Below are 15,580 nucleotides of genomic sequence, written 5' to 3' on the forward strand. Positions count from 1 at the left end.
TTTATTCCGCCCCGGCGATCTCAAAAAAACCCTGCTGCACTTCCAAATGCAAGGCTCCATCCTTCACCTTAAATCCACTGCACGGGAGTATCTTCCCATCCACCGTGATCAGCGTCTGGTACGCGAGTTCTCGCGTTTTCGTGTCCAACGCGTTCACGCTCAAAGCGTCCCGCTTGCATCCTTTCGGCAAAGTGATCGTGACCCTGGTCATTTCCAGATCGCTGTTCTCTATCGCCGTCTTCATTTTCAAATTCTCTGGGCTTCCAGCGTTCGATGTATGCCTTGGATCGAATGGAACATCGCATCGACCTTGCTCTCGTTGCCGACCAGCTGAGCCAATGTGATGCGGGACAATGCATTCTCTACGATCTCGTGAAGCCCAACAATAACGGGTCGAATGCCGCAATCGCCTTTATGCACGCAAGTGTCGAGCACGCCGGTGTAGCTCTCGCAGTGCTTGTCGACGACGTCGGCGTCGAGCACCTTGATGATCTCGTTCAGCCTGATCTCCTCAGCTGGACGCGCAAGACAATAGCCGCCCTTCGTTCCCCGCGTCGAGTGAACAAAATCCGCCTTGTTCAGCAGCCACATCAGCTTGCCGGCATTCGCCGTCGAAATGCCCTCAAGCTCCGCGATCTGCGGCAGCGTCAGGCTCTCGCCATCAGGCAAATTCGCCAGTTGGACCAGGCATCGAAGTCCGTATTCCTCTTGTGCCGAAATTTTCATAAACCACGCTCAGACAATTGATTTGATAATCGTTCTAATGCCCATATAATCGCAAAACATTATTTTTTTGTCAAGATTGCAATAATCCGTTTTTGACTGGAACGCAGGCGGCTCGCCTGCAAGCGTTCCGCTTCGGGACGCTGACGAACGTGGTGATAATTCAAGTTGAAAAATAACAACCGGATCACGCCGGAGGCACCGGCGTTGCAGGCGAGCCGCCTGCGGTCCGGGCTTTTACTTCGGATTTATATCCATCAATTCCACGATAAATATCATCGATGCGTTCGGCGGGATCGGGCCGTTGCCTTTTTCGCCGTAGCCGATCTTGGGCGGGATGATGAAAATTGCCTGATCGCCGGTGTGCATTTTGGCGATGCCTTCGTCCCAGCCCTTGATCACGCGGCCCTTGCCGAGCGGGAACGTTATCGCCCGGCCGCTGTCGTACGAGCTGTCAAACTTCTTCCCGTTCATCAGCGTTCCGGTGTAATTAACGACCACAATGTCACCCGCCTTCGCCTGACGGCCTTTTCCGCGTTTGGTGATGATGTACGACAAACCTGAGGCCGTCTTGATCAAACCGTTAGCAGCCGGTTTCGCCGGAGCCGGCGGCATCTTCCGCGGCCGCGTCTGTGCGTGCGTCACAAAAGCAAAGGCAAAAACGATAGCAACTATCAGAAATATTCGTCGGCTCATATTGTTTGGTTGGGTAGATCGAACGGGAAAAGAGTAGCATATTCGACGACGATGCCGTAAGGCGACTGGACCGCAAGCGTCCCGCTTGCCAACGCCGGTTCCTCGGGCGTGAATAAGTTAGCGCCTCACGAAATTTACCCATACACAGGCAAGCGGGACGCTTGCGGTCCAGTCAGCTCCGCCACTCAGTACCGTGCTCTGATCTTCACCGCTCGCTCGATCAAGTCGACATTCTCTAGGATCTTGAGCCGCAGGTCCTTGTCTAAACCAGGATTATCCGCCAGAAATTTATTCACGATCGCCAAAGCCTGTTCGCTCTTCTGCCCGCCGATGAAGGCTCCGAGCCAGCCGTTGACGAAGAATATCTTGCGATTTCGTTTCAGGTTGGGCAGCTCGGCGAGAGCACGTTCGAGGTACGGCAGTGTGATTTCGCTATGGCGGACGTTGTTAAAATTCCCAAATGCCGCCTCGATCCACCTTTCTGAGATGTCTTTGTTGTTTACGAAATCGTTCCAGAACTTCGCCTTGTTCTCAGCCGTCGCAAAACCGGCCTTCGCGGCGTAGGCGTATCGTTTGGCTTCGTCTGAGGTTTCGGACTTTTCGAGCTCAGCGAGCAGCTTCGGAGCTTCCGGATCGCCGAGGATGATGAGCCGTGAGACGATATCGAAGCGGTCTTTGGTCGAAAAGGCAGAACCACCTGCGTTAGCGGGTGGTCCGGAGCCTGGTTTCCCTGCAGCCGGTCTCACGCTCGCGGCCTGACCACCCGCTGACGCAGGTGGTTCGCCCTTAGAGCCGCCCGGGGCCGCCGACTTTTTAAGTATCTCCTTCATTATCCGCCGTGCATTTTCGCTCGATGCGATGTTTAGGAATGAGCGGTAGTACGTGATCTTCTGCCCCGGGGTTGAGGCGTTTTGCATGCGGTCGATGAGGAGGTTTTCGACGCGGATCTCTAAGGGAGAACCACCTGCGTTAGCGGGTGGTCGGGTCGATTTGTTTTGGGTACGGCGGTCGTCATTCCGGCCCTGACCACCCGCTGACGCAGGTGGTTCTCCCTTGGCGTCGATATAGTACCGCATCGCCGTCGATACGCGACCGAGGAGGGTTTGGATGGTGCTTTCGTCGGGTTCTAGTTTTAGGTTTTTGACGACCAGCTCAACGTATTCCTTCGGGTCAAGCTCGCCCTCGCGGACGCTGTCCCAGAGGCAGCCCCACATCATTGTGCGGAGAAAATCGTCCTTTTCGTTCTGGATATTTTTCAGGACATAATCGCGGCTTTTGTCGTCGAGGAGGAAGATGCCGTAGCCGTAGTCTTGGTAGTTTGGAATATAAACAAAGTAAGTGCCGTCGGGCGGCAAGCCGAAAAACGGGGATTTGCCCTTACCGCCCCATCCCTTAGTTGACTCGCCAAAAAACGGAGCTTTTGATTGATCATCGGCTGTCAAGATTCCAGTCATTGGTCCAATTGACTCTAAGCCATAAGTAAATCGCGTTTGTTCTTCATTGGTTTGAGAATTGACGACAATTTGCAGAAACTTTGTCTTTTCACGCCAGGTTGTACCAGTGTCCTGCGCGTTAATTTGATAAAACGAGTAGAAGCAACATCCGTGCATTTCATCCCAACCTTTCACCGATTTTTTTGAAATCACTGGCATTCCAGGTTTTGTAACCCAAACATTTGCCCACGCCTTGAGATCCGTTCGGCTCGCCGCCTCAAACTCCTTCACCAGATCTTCCCAACCCGCATTCGCGTACTCGTGCTTCTTCAAAAACGCACGCACCGCCGTTTGAAACTTGTCCGGTCCGAGGTAAAACTCTGCCTGTCTCAAAAACGACGGGGCTTTGCGATAGACGATGTTGCCGTAGGCGCTTTTGGCGGAATTCAGATTGGCGATCTCCTGGTAGATGGGTGTGGTGCCTTTGGTGGAGTCGGTGAGGTAGGCGGCCTGTTTGTTGCGTTCGTAGAAGACCTTCCAGGCGTTGTATTCGGGCATCACCTTTTCGAGCGTCTTGTACGCCATGAACTCGGCAAAGCCTTCCTTTAGCCACAGGTCGTCGAACCATTTCATCGTCACCGTGTCCCCAAACCACTGATGCGCCGCTTCGTGAAAGATAAGGTTGGCCCGCGAAATATAGTCGTTCTTAGTCGGCTCCTGCGGAAAGATGACCGACGATTCCCGCAAGAAAGTCGCCCCCGCATGCTCCATCCCGCCAAACGGAAACTCCGGTATTAGCACAATGTCGTACTTCGGGAACGGGAATTTGTAGTCGAAATAGGACTCGAGAAACTTGATGCCCTCACGGTTAAGCCGAAAGACCTCGGCAGCGTGGGGCCTGAACTTTGCGACCTGGGATTTGCGTACGTAGATCGAGGGAGCCGGAACGGCGTCCGAGTCAGTACCACCTGCGGTAGCGGGTGGGGCTTTGAGTCGCGGCGCCGAGACCCCACCCGCTACCGCAGGTGGTACCGACACGCGTTCCCACGGCCCGGCCGCGAATGCGAAGACGTAGGTGCTGATCGGTTTGGTCGAAGGAGCCTCAAATTTCACTGCGGCCGCATTTGGACGCTCGGGATCGCCTGGTATATCAAAATAGGGATCGCTCGACGCAAGAGTGTTGGTCACGAATCTCCATCCGGAGGAAGTCAGTGCCGTCACGGAAAACCTCGCCTTCAGATCCGGCTGGTCAAACACCGGAAACGCCGTGCTGGCGTCGCTGGGGACGAAGAGCGAATAGATATATTCCGCCCCGTCCTCTTTATCCACGTACCGCGTGATCGCCGACCCGCTCGTCAGGATCGGCGAGGTGAAATCAAGCTTGATGACGTTCTCACCAATGACAACATGATCATTGAAGACCAAATGCTCATTCGACTCCTGATACCGCGGGCCAAGAATCTCAACGCCGGCCTTTTCTTCTTCGAACCTCGCGCCCTTTGGTACAGCGATGGTTCCGTTAATCGTAACGTTCGAGATTGTAGAAAGTCTTTCGCTGCCACGAATGCTGCGCCAATCTAGAATGATAGGCACGTTCGCCACGCCGGAGGAACCGGCGTTTGCAGGCGAAGGGGCCTGCGTTCCCGGCGACGCATTCTCCCCTTCTCCCCCACTCCTCTTCTCCTCCACTCTCACACGGATCTCGATCGTCCCCTTCAAAACCGGCGACATCTTCTCAAGCGTCAGATCCAGCTTGTACCGCACATCCGAATACCGGGCAGCCCGCCATTTCGCCAGCTCCAGCGAAACGCCCGGCTCAACCGCCGGCATCTGCGCAAAACCCGCCGCCGCCAAAACACAGATCATCACAAGGAGTTTGAATATCATCACGTACATCTTAAACGGTAAGTGCGTTTTAGTGGGAAATTAGTTGTATCAAGGCAGGTTCGTTCCCCGCTCTTTTTCCGTGTTATTCCGTGCGTTCCGTGGTTAATTCCTAAGATCTTCACCACGGAACACACGGAACAGCACGGAACGGGAAAAAAACTGCGGTCGAGTTCAAAAAAAGACTTGACAATGCGTTTTATTTATGATACATTGTTTCACATCATCGGTCTTTGATAATTTGCACTTCCCCGTCGGCTTCGATCCGAAAAACCGGGCCGTCTCACTTAACCATCATGAATTTTCCCAAATGAGACGATATTTCCCCGTAACTGATTCAAACACAACAGGTTAAGCCGTCTCACTTTGTCCGCCGAAGTGAGACGATGGCCTCATTCCTCTATGTCCTCGAAAGTACAACGAAAAAACCTCCAGCTTGGGCTGGAGGCGGTTTGCACAATACTAACTATTCGTTGAAATACTTAGGGTTATAAAGCAAAACTAAAGTTCACGAACCCCGTCGCCCTGACCGGCTGACCGTCGCGGACGAAGGGTTTGAATTTCCATTTGCGGATCGCGTCTTTCGCCGCTGCCTGGAGCATCATCGGGCCGCTGGTTTTCTGAACCTCGGCGACCATACCGGATTCGTCGATCATGACCTCAACCGTCACGACACCAGCAGCTCTGACGACCTTTGCTGCGGGCGGATAAACGGGTTTGGTCTGCATCGTTGCATACGGAACCAACGAACCGACCGCCATCGGCGAACCGTCTTTCGGAGAGTCAGCCTTTGGGGTTTCGACAGGTTTAGTCTCTTCCTGTTTAGGCTCTGCTTGTTTCGGCCCTTCTTTCGGAGCTACTGGCGGAGGGTTGGTGTTTGGAACGTAAACTGGCTTTTCGATCTGAGCGGTTGTAGTTTCTGCCGGTGTGCTCCCGACGATCTTAACCTCGCGTTCGCGGGTCGGGCTCGGCGACGGAGTGCTTACGACCGGCTGGAGAACTGGTTGCGGAACTTGCTGACTCGTCACGGGCTGCATGACCGGAGGCTTGGTTTCCGCAGGTTTGTTGTTGGCCGCGAGCAAAGCCGCGTCAGCCGCGGGATCATTGACCGCGCTCATGACAACGCTTCGCGAAACTGCCATTTTCTCACGCGTGTCGGCGACTTCGTCCTTCCAGCGGCGTGAGTCGTAATCGTCGCGGGCGAGCATGCTGCGGGAATTGCTCGCTTCCTCAAGCATCGCCATCGCGTCGGCCGATTTAGCTTTATCAGCGCCGATCTCTTTGGATTGAGTGATGACGAGCTCGAGCGTTTCACGCATCTTTTCGAGATCCGTCAAAGCCTCAAGCGGCAGCGTGCGGTCAGAAACGCTCAGGCCGAGGGCACGATAGCGTTCGACGCGGCTGCGGGCACCTTTGATAATCTGGCCGGCGACCGCCATATAGTTGGTCGACGCATTCGCCTTGGACGTTTTCTGAGCAGCGTAGAATTCGCCAAGTAGATCCTGAGCACGTTTGTAATCGCCTTGTTCTAGATAGCTGTTCATGAGCAGAACGTTGACAACGCTCTGTACCGACGGATCGGCGGATTCCTTACGGATGTTCTCAAGCTCGTAAATTGCAGCGTTGTAATTGCGAACGGCGATGAAGGCCTTCGACTTGGAGATGCGATCACGCATTATGTCCCCCGACGTGGGCGGGCCCATTTGCGGTGTCGTGGCCGGCGGGACCGGAGCGGTCTGCGCGACGAGAAACGGTGCTGAAAAGAGCAATAACCCTAGAACGGAAGTGCCAAACCTCCTGACATTTAACGGCATTTATAGTCCTCCTGTTTCCGACTTAAATTTTCCGTAAAAGGCCAAGCGAACTCACCCTGGGAGGGCTCACCATAACGACCTGAAACAAATAAATACGCAAAAGCCAAAAAATCCATAGCTTCGAGCCTTTTGTGGGGCCCGCAAAATCATTGTCTTAAGCTATCGATGATTTTTTTGCGGTATGCGTTTGCGTCTATTTTTATAGCACGTTCGTTAAGCGTGAGCAAACGCCGGTCGAGCATGACGATACGGCCGTTTATAATTACGGTGCGAACATCGTCGGCTTTGGTGGAATAAACGAGAGAGGAATAGATGTTGTAATACGGCGTCTGATTGAGGCTATCCATATCAAGAATAACGAGATCGGCCCGCTTTCCGACCTCAAGCGAGCCGGTGATCTTGTCAAGATGCAAAGCCCGGGCACCGCGGATGGTTGCCATTTCGAAAGCCTGTTCGGCCGGAAGGGTTTTTGGATCGTTCGACGTCAATTTATGGAGTTTTGCGGCGGTATCCATCTCTTCCCACATGTTGAGATCGTTGTTCGACGCCGCTCCGTCAGTACCGATGCCGACGGCGATGTCCTTTGCAAGCATCGCCGGAACCGGTGCGACGCCGGACGCGAGTTTCATATTCGACTGCGGGCAATGCGCCGCTCCGACGCCGCGTTGTTTGTAAATATCAAGCTCCTCGTTCGTCATCCAAACGTTATGAGCCGCGATCGTCCGGTTAGAAAGAAACCCGATGCTGTCGAGATACGCAGCCGGAGTTTTACCGTATTGAGCGAGGATGTCGTCGCGTTCTTTTTTTGTTTCGGCAACATGGATCACCACCGCGGAATCCAGTCGATCGGACTGTTCTTTGATCGCCTTTAAGGTCGCCGTTTCCAACGTGTAGGGGGCATGCGGAGCAGCCGCCGGAACGATCAGCGGGTCGTTTTTCCACTTTTTGATGAAAGCCTCGGAATACGCGAGAGCCGCCTCGGGAGTTTTGTTGTCGGAAACCGGAAATTTGATGATCGTCTCGCCCAAGACTCCGCGAACGCCCGCCTTTTTCGTCTCATCCGCGACGGCATCTTCGAAATAATACATGTCGCAGTAAGTGGTCGTACCGCCGCGGATCATCTCAGCCAATCCGAGCCGCGTTCCTGCACGCACGAACTGCTCGTTCACGTTCTTAGCCTCAGCCGGAAAGATGAATTTGGTGAGCCAGTCGTTGAGATCGAGGTCGTCCGAGATTCCACGAAACAGCGACATCGCGGCATGTGTGTGGGTATTGATCAGGCCTGGAATGATGACTTTGCCGGTCGCATCGATAATGCGTTTAGGCCGCGTATTTTGCTCGACGATCCGCCGAGTACCGATGAGATCGATCTTGCCGTTCGTGATCGCGATCGCCCCGTTCTCAATAACCTCACGCTCGGCGTTCATCTTAACGATCGTGCCGCCCACGATCAAAATATCAACGACAACCGCCCGCGACTTTTCAGAAGCGGTAACCGCCAAACCGGAAATTGGTATCGAAATGAGAAGGAGAATCGAGAAGAAAACTTTCAGCTTATCCATAGCTGAGGTTACTACAAATTCGTAAGAATTTGCAAAATACCAGCTACTTTAAAAACTTAGAATCGAACGCTCTCGGCAGGAGCTCGCTCATCATTATCTTCTCGGTTTTTCCAGCTAGATTCGACAAGATGACAGGCACATCTCCGCAGAATTCCCAGATGATCTGGCGGCAGACTCCGCAGGGTGGGGTGAGGTCTTCGGTGTCGACGACGACGGCAATCTGAGCGAAGCGTTTTTCACCGCAGGAGATGCCTTTCCAGATGGCGACGCGTTCGGCGCAGACGGTCAGGCCGTAGCTGGCCGATTCGACATTGCAGCCGATGTAAATGTCGCCATTCTCAGATTCGACCGCGGCTCCGACCTGAAAATTCGAATATGGCGCGTATGCCCTTTCCCTTGCCATTGTGGCCGCGTCGATCAGTTTTTGTTCTTTGTCTTGCATTGTCATTTTGCCGCTGCGGTTTGATCAGCGAGCTTCTCGCGCACCAGGCTGCAGAGGAATGTGATGCCGATGTCCTGCTGGCCGCCTTCGGGAATGATGATGTCGGCGTGGCGCTTCGACGGCTCGACAAATTCGATATGCATCGGCCGTACCGAGCGGTAATATTGTGCTATGACCGACTCGGTCGTCCGTCCGCGTTCCGCGATATCTCGCTGAAGCCGCCGAATAAACCTGACATCGTCGGGCGTATCGACGTAAACTCTCACATCAAGCAGATCGAGAACGCGCGGCTCGGCGAATATCAGAATGCCTTCGACGATCACAACCGGCTTTGGCTCGATCAATTCGATCTTATCGCTGCGAGTATGCGATTTGAAATCATACAACGGCATCTCGACCGTCAAATTCTGCTTGAGCCGCCGCAGATGATTGACCAGCATGTCGCTATCGATCGAATCCGGATGGTCAAAGTTCGCCTGATGGCGCTCGTCAAGCGGCATGTCGGCAAGATTCCGATAGTACGAATCCTGCTCGACCAGCACCACCTTTTCCGCGCCAACCGCTCCAACGATCGCACGCGCTATCGTCGTCTTACCCGAACCAGTTCCGCCGCAAATTCCTATGATCATTTAATCCTCAAAATAATCCTGCTCAACAATTCCTTGAATACTTCGGCCACTTTTGCACCGGTTTCCATAACCTCTTCGTGGTTTATCGGATCGCTGCTCATGCCGGCGGCGAGGTTGGTGATGCAGGAAATGCCAAGGACGCGAAGTCCCATGTGTTTTGCGGCGATCGCTTCCGGGACAGTCGACATTCCGACGGCGTCGGCGCCGAGTTGGCGGTACATATGTATCTCAGCCGGCGTTTCGTAGGTCGGGCCTGAAAGCGCACAATAGACGCCGGCGTTGAGAAAATCTATCGGCTTTTCGTCGACTCCTTTTTCAAAACGCTCGTGCGATATCGCGGCCGCTTCTTCGAGAGCGATCGCACGGAATTCGCGGTCGTAAACTTCCGTCATATCCGGAAATCGCGGGCCGAATCTCTTATCGTTCGGTCCACGCAGCGGATTAACGCCTAGGCAGTTGAGATGATCGGCGATCAGCATCAGGCTCCCCGGAAGCATGTCAGAATTCAGGCTTCCGGCAGCGTTTGTGAGTATCACATTCTTGATCCCAAGCAGACCGAACGCACGCACGGGCACCATCACCTGCTGCATGTCGTAGCCTTCGTAATAATGAAACCGGCCTTGCTGAACCGCAACCGCGACCCCGCCGATCTTACCTAAAACGAGCTGCCCCGCGTGGCCCTCGACGGTTGAACGAGCAAATCCCGGAATCTCTTCGTACGGAATTCGAACCACATCCTGGAGATCGTCTGCAAAAGCACCTAGCCCGCTGCCGAGAACGATGGCCGTCTGCAATTCGCCCGGGTACTTAGATCTAATAAATTCAGCCGCCGTGGCGGCCTGTTCGTATGACATAAATGGACTGACAGGTTATCACAAACCACCCGTATTCCGTCGAACCGTGATTTTAAAATTGGCACGATCCGGACTCTTGAAGCCTGATCATTTGTTGGATTAGTTTTCCTTGCGGTACGGAATTCCGAGTGCTTTTGGAGCTCGAGACAATCCGATAAACCCGGCGAGTACGATGATCGTCAGGACGTACGGGATCATTTGGATGAACTGTACGGGAACGTCTTCGCCCGACGGCATCTTGATGACGCCCTGCATCTGGATCGACAGCGCCTCGGTGAATCCAAAGAAAAGGCATGCAAAAAGAACGGGGATCGGCTTCCATTTGGCGAGGATAAGTGCGGCGAGAGCGATGTAGCCACGACCAGCGGTCATCCCGCGGGTAAAAAGCGATGATTGGCCGATCGAGAGATAGGCACCGCCCGCTGCGGCCAGGCAACCAGAAAGAACAACGGCGATGTAACGCAGGCCGAGAACATTTATTCCTGCGGCGTCAGCAGCTTCCGGATTTTCGCCTGCGGCCCTTATACGAAGCCCGAACGGAGTTTTATAAAGTACGTACCAACAAACTGGAACCAACGCGAAAGCGAGGAGCGATGCGAGCGAAATGCGGTTGAAATAGTCGGGAAGCAAGAATTCCTTAGCGATCTGCTGCGTCGAACCCGCCGAATCATAGATGCGCGAGCTGATCACCGCCGGGAGCCCGAGCATCAGCAAACTAACCGCAAATCCCGTCACAACCTGATCCGCTTCGAATTTAATGACCGCGACTGCGAAGATCAGAGCCACAAATCCGCCGACCGCAACACCGCTCAAAAAACCGATGTAAGGATTCTGCATCTCGTAGGTAACGACCGCTGCGGTGAACGCACCCGCGAGCATCAGCCCTTCGAGCGCGATATTGATCACACCCGATCGCTCCGAAAACATTCCGCCGAGTGCCGCAAATATAAGCGGTGTCGCCGAACGTATCATCGAGAAGAACAGGATGAGTAAAAATGATGTTGTGAATATCTCGCTCATTCTATTTCTTGATAAATCGCTGGAACGAAGCCACAAAGATGATAATGATCGCCTGCAAAACTTCTACAAGGTCTTTTGAAACGTATTTGGTTTCGATATCAACAAAGATCTCGCCGCGTTTCAGCACAGCGAAGAAGATCGCGGCAATAAAAATACCCAACGGATGGTTTCGTCCAAGCAAAGCGACTGCGATGCCGAGGAAACCCCAACCATCTGAGAAACCGTCGTAATAACGATACCTGTAACCCAGAACCTCGCCGATCGCGACCATTCCGGCTAAGCCGCCTGAAATGCTCATGGCGATGATGATCTGTTTTTTCGGCGAGATGCCGCCGTATTCTGCGGCTGATGGATTCTCGCCAACTGCTCGCAGTTCATAGCCCCATTTCGTTTTCCAGAGGAAAACGTACACGAGCACGCACATTAATATCGCGAGCAAAAATGCCACACTCAGCGGCACGAAATCCGGCATTCCCGGGATGTACTGGCTAATGCGCGGAATGTGTGCATTCTTGCCGATCTCAGCAGTTTGCAGGATCGGATCGCCCGGGATTTTGAAATAATATTGTGTGAAATAGCTGACAAGCGATATGCCAATGAAGTTCAGCATGATCGTGTTGATCACTTCATGTGAACCAAATCTTGCCTTCAGTATTCCCGGGATCGCACCCCAAATGCCGCCCCCGACGACCGCCGTTACCACGCAGACCAGAACCAATAAAACCGCCGGCAAACTGAACCACGACCAATTTTCTTCCTTACCGAAGATATTGACCATCGTCCCGCCAAATTTGATGCCCACCCACGCGGTCGCAAAAGCGGCGACGTAAAGCTGGCCTTCCGCACCAATATTCAGCAGTCCGCAGCGGAATGCGACCGCAACCGCGAGACCGGTAAAGATCAGCGGAGTCGCTATAAAAAGCGTGTAGCCGAGATCATTCAGCGAGCCGAACGAGTTCCCGATCAACTGATAAAAGGTTTGGAATGGGTTGTCGCCGATCAGCAGGACAATTATCCCGCCAACGACAAATGCCGCAAAAACTGCTGCCAGCGGCCATAGAACTTCACGAAAAATCTTCATTCTCAGTTTGCGGCGCGTAAATCCAGGGATTCGCGAAGCATATTCGACAGTTCAACTTATGAGGAAAGGTGCGTCAACAAATATAACCGACAACCCGAAGAGTGTCACCTGAAAAGGGCCAAAAATACGAGAAAAATAATTTGCGTGGAAATATGAAAGATACTTGACAATACTACACTCATATTTTATTATCCTTTTAGACTAACTAATTAGTCATTAACCTAAGATCTTTGGAGGAATGTGATTATGAACGTAGTTAAATATGACCCATTTCGCGAATTACGCAGCCTGCAGGATGAGATGACACGCCTTTTCACCGGTGTCGTTCCGGCAAATGTCAGCCGCGAGGATATGTTGAACGGCTCATGGAGTCCGAGAGTGGATATCTTTGAGAACAAGGATCATCTTGTGCTCGAAGCCGAACTCCCGGGCATGAATAAGGATGATTTCGAACTCTCGTTCGAAAATAACGTACTCACTCTTAGCGGCGAACGTAAGTTTGAGAAAAAAACGGAAGGCGAGAATTATCATCGTGTCGAGCGTGCATACGGTTCATTCACCCGTTCGTTCACACTACCGCAGACCCTAACCGCCGAGGGCGCACAGGCGGAGTTCAACAACGGAATTTTGAGCGTTAGCCTGCCGAAGCGCGAGGATACAAAAGCAAGAAAGATCGAGGTGATCGGCTCGGCCGGTACGCCAAAAACGATCGACACCGACAATAAAGCAAAGACCGCGGGTGCATGATTTGCACGTCGGTTACACTCAAGCGGTGGATGGTGAGCATTCGCCATCCACCGCTTATCATTTAGGAAGGGAATATGAGATTCGACAGATTTACGATCCGCGGCCAGGAGGCCGTGCAGGAAGCGATCACGATCGCGGAAAAGGGCCAAAATCAGCAGGTCGAGCCGGAACACATTCTGGCCGCAATGCTCGAGCAGAAAGAGGGTGTTGTAAAACCGATCTTAGGCAAGATCGGAGCGACCGCCCAGACGATAACCAGCGAGATCGAAGCGGCGATCGCTAAATTCCCAAAGGTTAGCGGCGGGCAGCAGTATTTCAGCTCGCGAACCAATACGCTTTTCCAGAATGCTCAGAAAGAAGCGGAAAAGATGCAGGACGAATACCTTTCGACCGAGCATCTGCTGATGTCGATCGCTGATGAAAAAGAGGGCGACGCCGGCCGCATCCTGCGTTCGAACGGCATCACTCGCGAGGACCTTGAAAAAGTGATCACCGACATGCGCGGCGGTTCACGCATCACTGACAAGAATGCCGAGGAAAACTTTCAAGCCCTCGACAAATACGCTCAGGATCTGACCGAGCTTGCCCGCAAAGGCAAACTCGATCCGGTGATCGGCCGCGACGATGAGATCCGCCGTGCGATCCAGATACTGTCGCGTCGAACCAAGAACAATCCTGTACTGATCGGTGAACCGGGCGTTGGCAAAACCGCAATTGTCGAAGGTTTGGCCCAGCGCATCGTCTCGGGCGATGTTCCGGAAGGCTTAAAGAACAAACGTCTCGTCTCACTCGACCTCGGGGCAATGCTCGCCGGTGCGAAATACCGAGGCGAGTTCGAAGATCGCTTGAAAGCTGTACTCAATGAGATCGAAAAAGCGGAAGGGCAAATAATTCTGTTTATCGACGAGCTGCACACGCTCGTCGGAGCCGGAGCAAGCGAAGGCGCGATCGATGCATCGAACATGCTCAAACCGGCACTCGCACGCGGAACTCTGCGTTCGGTCGGCGCGACTACGCTTGCGGAATATCAGAAATATATCGAGAAGGACAAGGCACTGGAGCGGCGTTTCCAGCAGGTTTACGTCGGTGAGCCTAACGTTGAGGACACGATCGCGATCCTGCGCGGTTTGAAAGAAAGATACGAAGTTCACCACGGTGTCCGCATCAAGGATGCCGCGATCGTGGCGGCGGCGACGCTGTCGAATCGGTATATCACCGACAGGTTTTTGCCGGACAAGGCGATCGATCTGATCGATGAAGCTGCTTCGAGAATTCGTATCGAGATCGATTCCCTGCCGCAGGAGATCGACGTTTTGGAGCGTGAAATTCTCCAGCTCGAGATCGAGCGCCAGGCTCTGACGCGTGAAACTGACGACAAATCCAAAGCCCGGCTCGAAGACATCGAAAAACGTATCGCCGATCTCAACGAAAAATCTTCCGCGATGAAAGCCCAGTGGCAGTCTGAGAAAGACGAGATCCAGAAAATGCGTGAGGGCAAAGAGCAACTCGAACAGGCTAAGCTCGAACTCGAACAAGCTCGCCAGGCTGGCGACCTTAACAAAGCCGCAGAGATCCAGTACGGGCGAATTCCGCAGCTTGAAAAATCGCTTGAAACCGAACAGGCACGTCTCGGCGAACTGCAAAAAGAAGGTGTTTTTCTAAAGGAAGAGGTCGATGAAGAGGACGTTGCCGAGATCGTCGCCAAATGGACGGGCGTTCCGGTCTCGAAAATGCTCGAAGGCGAGATGCAAAAGCTCGTCAATATGGAAGCGGGCCTCCGTAAACGCGTCATCGGCCAGGACGAAGCCCTTGAAGCCGTGGCTAATGCCGTTCGTCGTGCCCGTGCCGGCCTTCAGGATCCGAATCGCCCGGTCGGTTCATTCATTTTCCTCGGACCGACAGGTGTCGGTAAGACCGAGACAGCTAGGGCTCTCGCCGAATTTATGTTCGACGACGAACGTGCGATGGTTCGGCTCGACATGTCCGAGTACATGGAAAAACATGCCGTCGCCCGTATGATCGGAGCTCCTCCGGGATATGTCGGCTATGACGAAGGCGGGCAGTTGACCGAGGCAGTTCGTCGGCGACCTTATTCAGTGATCCTTTTCGACGAGATCGAAAAAGCTCATCCGGACGTTTTTAACGTTTTGCTGCAGATCCTCGACGACGGACGTCTGACCGACAGCAAAGGGCGCGTGGTCGATTTTAAGAACACGGTCCTGATCATGACCTCGAATCTCGGTTCGCGTGAGATCCAGACGGCGGCGGAAAATCCATTGGCCGACCGCGATATCAAGACGGACGTTTTGCAGGTGCTGCGTGATCATTTCAAGCCGGAATTCCTGAATCGTATCGATGACATCGTCGTCTTCGGACAGCTCGGACGCGATCAGATCGCGACTATCATTGACGTGCAGCTTGAGAAACTTCGCAAGAATCTCGAGGAACGCGGCATCACGATCGAACTAGACGACACTGCGAGAGAACTTATTATCGAAGAGGGTTACGATCCGGTTTACGGAGCAAGACCGCTTAGACGTGCGATCCAGAATCTGGTCCAGAACCCACTGGCAGTCAGTCTGCTCAAGGGCGAGATCGCCAGCGGGAATACGGTTCGGGTTTCGGCGGTCGATGGAGCGATGAGGTTTACGCCGGTTGAGACGAGTGCAGAAGCTCGGGCTTAAGGGGCGGAACC

General features: G+C 53.4%; 13 protein-coding genes. 2 read left to right on the plus strand and 11 right to left on the minus strand.

What is annotated here, in order from left to right:
• Nucleotide 1: 1 nt before the first annotated feature.
• The 11 genes from IPG22_03040 to IPG22_03090 all read right to left on the minus strand — a co-directional run bounded on the left by IPG22_03040 (nucleotide 2) and on the right by IPG22_03090 (nucleotide 12,138).
• Nucleotides 2–244: a hypothetical protein gene (locus tag IPG22_03040; GenBank protein ID MBK6587282.1), complete on the minus strand. Its 243-nt coding sequence runs from the start codon at nucleotides 242–244 to the stop codon at nucleotides 2–4.
• Nucleotides 245–246: 2 nt separating this feature from the next.
• A complete protein-coding gene (locus IPG22_03045; GenBank protein MBK6587283.1) occupies nucleotides 247–726 on the minus strand; it encodes an Rrf2 family transcriptional regulator in 480 nt (159 codons plus the stop codon).
• Between the two features lie 234 nt (nucleotides 727–960).
• On the minus strand, nucleotides 961–1,419 hold the full coding sequence (locus tag IPG22_03050) for an FKBP-type peptidyl-prolyl cis-trans isomerase (protein ID MBK6587284.1): 459 nt from the start codon (nucleotides 1,417–1,419) through the stop codon (nucleotides 961–963).
• Between the two features lie 185 nt (nucleotides 1,420–1,604).
• Complete coding sequence (locus IPG22_03055; GenBank protein MBK6587285.1) at nucleotides 1,605–4,739, minus strand: ERAP1-like C-terminal domain-containing protein; 3,135 nt, start codon at nucleotides 4,737–4,739, stop codon at nucleotides 1,605–1,607.
• A 485-nt stretch (nucleotides 4,740–5,224) separates the two neighbouring features.
• Nucleotides 5,225–6,550, minus strand: coding sequence for an energy transducer TonB (locus IPG22_03060; GenBank protein MBK6587286.1), 1,326 nt, complete (start codon nucleotides 6,548–6,550; stop codon nucleotides 5,225–5,227).
• 146 nt (nucleotides 6,551–6,696) lie between these two features.
• Nucleotides 6,697–8,112: an amidohydrolase gene (locus tag IPG22_03065; GenBank protein ID MBK6587287.1), complete on the minus strand. Its 1,416-nt coding sequence runs from the start codon at nucleotides 8,110–8,112 to the stop codon at nucleotides 6,697–6,699.
• A gap of 43 nt (nucleotides 8,113–8,155) precedes the next feature.
• The gene (locus IPG22_03070; GenBank protein MBK6587288.1) at nucleotides 8,156–8,554 is read right to left on the minus strand and encodes a cytidine deaminase; all 399 of its coding nucleotides are present in this window, start codon (nucleotides 8,552–8,554) and stop codon (nucleotides 8,156–8,158) included.
• A gap of 2 nt (nucleotides 8,555–8,556) precedes the next feature.
• Nucleotides 8,557–9,183 (minus strand): uridine kinase, encoded by a 627-nt coding sequence (gene udk, locus IPG22_03075; protein MBK6587289.1) that lies wholly within the window; start codon nucleotides 9,181–9,183, stop codon nucleotides 8,557–8,559.
• Nucleotides 9,180–10,037: a purine-nucleoside phosphorylase gene (locus tag IPG22_03080; protein MBK6587290.1), complete on the minus strand. Its 858-nt coding sequence runs from the start codon at nucleotides 10,035–10,037 to the stop codon at nucleotides 9,180–9,182. Before IPG22_03080 ends, udk begins: the two co-directional genes overlap by 4 nt.
• A gap of 99 nt (nucleotides 10,038–10,136) precedes the next feature.
• Complete coding sequence (locus IPG22_03085; protein ID MBK6587291.1) at nucleotides 10,137–11,057, minus strand: ABC transporter permease; 921 nt, start codon at nucleotides 11,055–11,057, stop codon at nucleotides 10,137–10,139.
• Between the two features lies 1 nt (nucleotide 11,058).
• Nucleotides 11,059–12,138: an ABC transporter permease gene (locus IPG22_03090; GenBank protein ID MBK6587292.1), complete on the minus strand. Its 1,080-nt coding sequence runs from the start codon at nucleotides 12,136–12,138 to the stop codon at nucleotides 11,059–11,061.
• Nucleotides 12,139–12,381: 243 nt separating this feature from the next.
• On the opposite strand from IPG22_03090, the gene IPG22_03095 reads away from it, so the two are divergent.
• Together IPG22_03095 and clpB are read left to right on the plus strand one after the other, a co-directional pair.
• Nucleotides 12,382–12,885: an Hsp20/alpha crystallin family protein gene (locus tag IPG22_03095; GenBank protein MBK6587293.1), complete on the plus strand. Its 504-nt coding sequence runs from the start codon at nucleotides 12,382–12,384 to the stop codon at nucleotides 12,883–12,885.
• 74 nt (nucleotides 12,886–12,959) lie between these two features.
• Nucleotides 12,960–15,569, plus strand: a complete 2,610-nt coding sequence (gene clpB, locus IPG22_03100; protein ID MBK6587294.1) for an ATP-dependent chaperone ClpB — start codon at nucleotides 12,960–12,962, stop codon at nucleotides 15,567–15,569.
• Nucleotides 15,570–15,580: the final 11 nt, after the last annotated feature.

Source organism: Acidobacteriota bacterium (assembly GCA_016703965.1).
Lineage (GTDB): Bacteria > Acidobacteriota > Blastocatellia > Pyrinomonadales > Pyrinomonadaceae > OLB17.

Excerpts from the sequence above, each read along its gene's own strand:
- IPG22_03050 (MBK6587284.1), bottom strand. The coding sequence starts at position 1,419 with ATGAGCCGACGAATATTTCTGATAGTTGCTATCGTTTTTGCCTTTGCT.
- IPG22_03060 (MBK6587286.1), bottom strand. The coding sequence starts at position 6,550 with ATGCCGTTAAATGTCAGGAGGTTTGGCACTTCCGTTCTAGGGTTATTG.
- IPG22_03065 (MBK6587287.1), bottom strand. The coding sequence starts at position 8,112 with ATGGATAAGCTGAAAGTTTTCTTCTCGATTCTCCTTCTCATTTCGATA.
- IPG22_03080 (MBK6587290.1), bottom strand. The coding sequence starts at position 10,037 with ATGTCATACGAACAGGCCGCCACGGCGGCTGAATTTATTAGATCTAAG.
- udk (MBK6587289.1), bottom strand. The coding sequence starts at position 9,183 with ATGATCATAGGAATTTGCGGCGGAACTGGTTCGGGTAAGACGACGATA.
- IPG22_03045 (MBK6587283.1), bottom strand. The coding sequence starts at position 726 with ATGAAAATTTCGGCACAAGAGGAATACGGACTTCGATGCCTGGTCCAA.
- IPG22_03070 (MBK6587288.1), bottom strand. The coding sequence starts at position 8,554 with ATGCAAGACAAAGAACAAAAACTGATCGACGCGGCCACAATGGCAAGG.
- IPG22_03090 (MBK6587292.1), bottom strand. The coding sequence starts at position 12,138 with ATGAAGATTTTTCGTGAAGTTCTATGGCCGCTGGCAGCAGTTTTTGCG.
- IPG22_03085 (MBK6587291.1), bottom strand. The coding sequence starts at position 11,057 with ATGAGCGAGATATTCACAACATCATTTTTACTCATCCTGTTCTTCTCG.
- clpB (MBK6587294.1), top strand. The coding sequence starts at position 12,960 with ATGAGATTCGACAGATTTACGATCCGCGGCCAGGAGGCCGTGCAGGAA.
- IPG22_03040 (MBK6587282.1), bottom strand. The coding sequence starts at position 244 with ATGAAGACGGCGATAGAGAACAGCGATCTGGAAATGACCAGGGTCACG.
- IPG22_03055 (MBK6587285.1), bottom strand. The coding sequence starts at position 4,739 with ATGATATTCAAACTCCTTGTGATGATCTGTGTTTTGGCGGCGGCGGGT.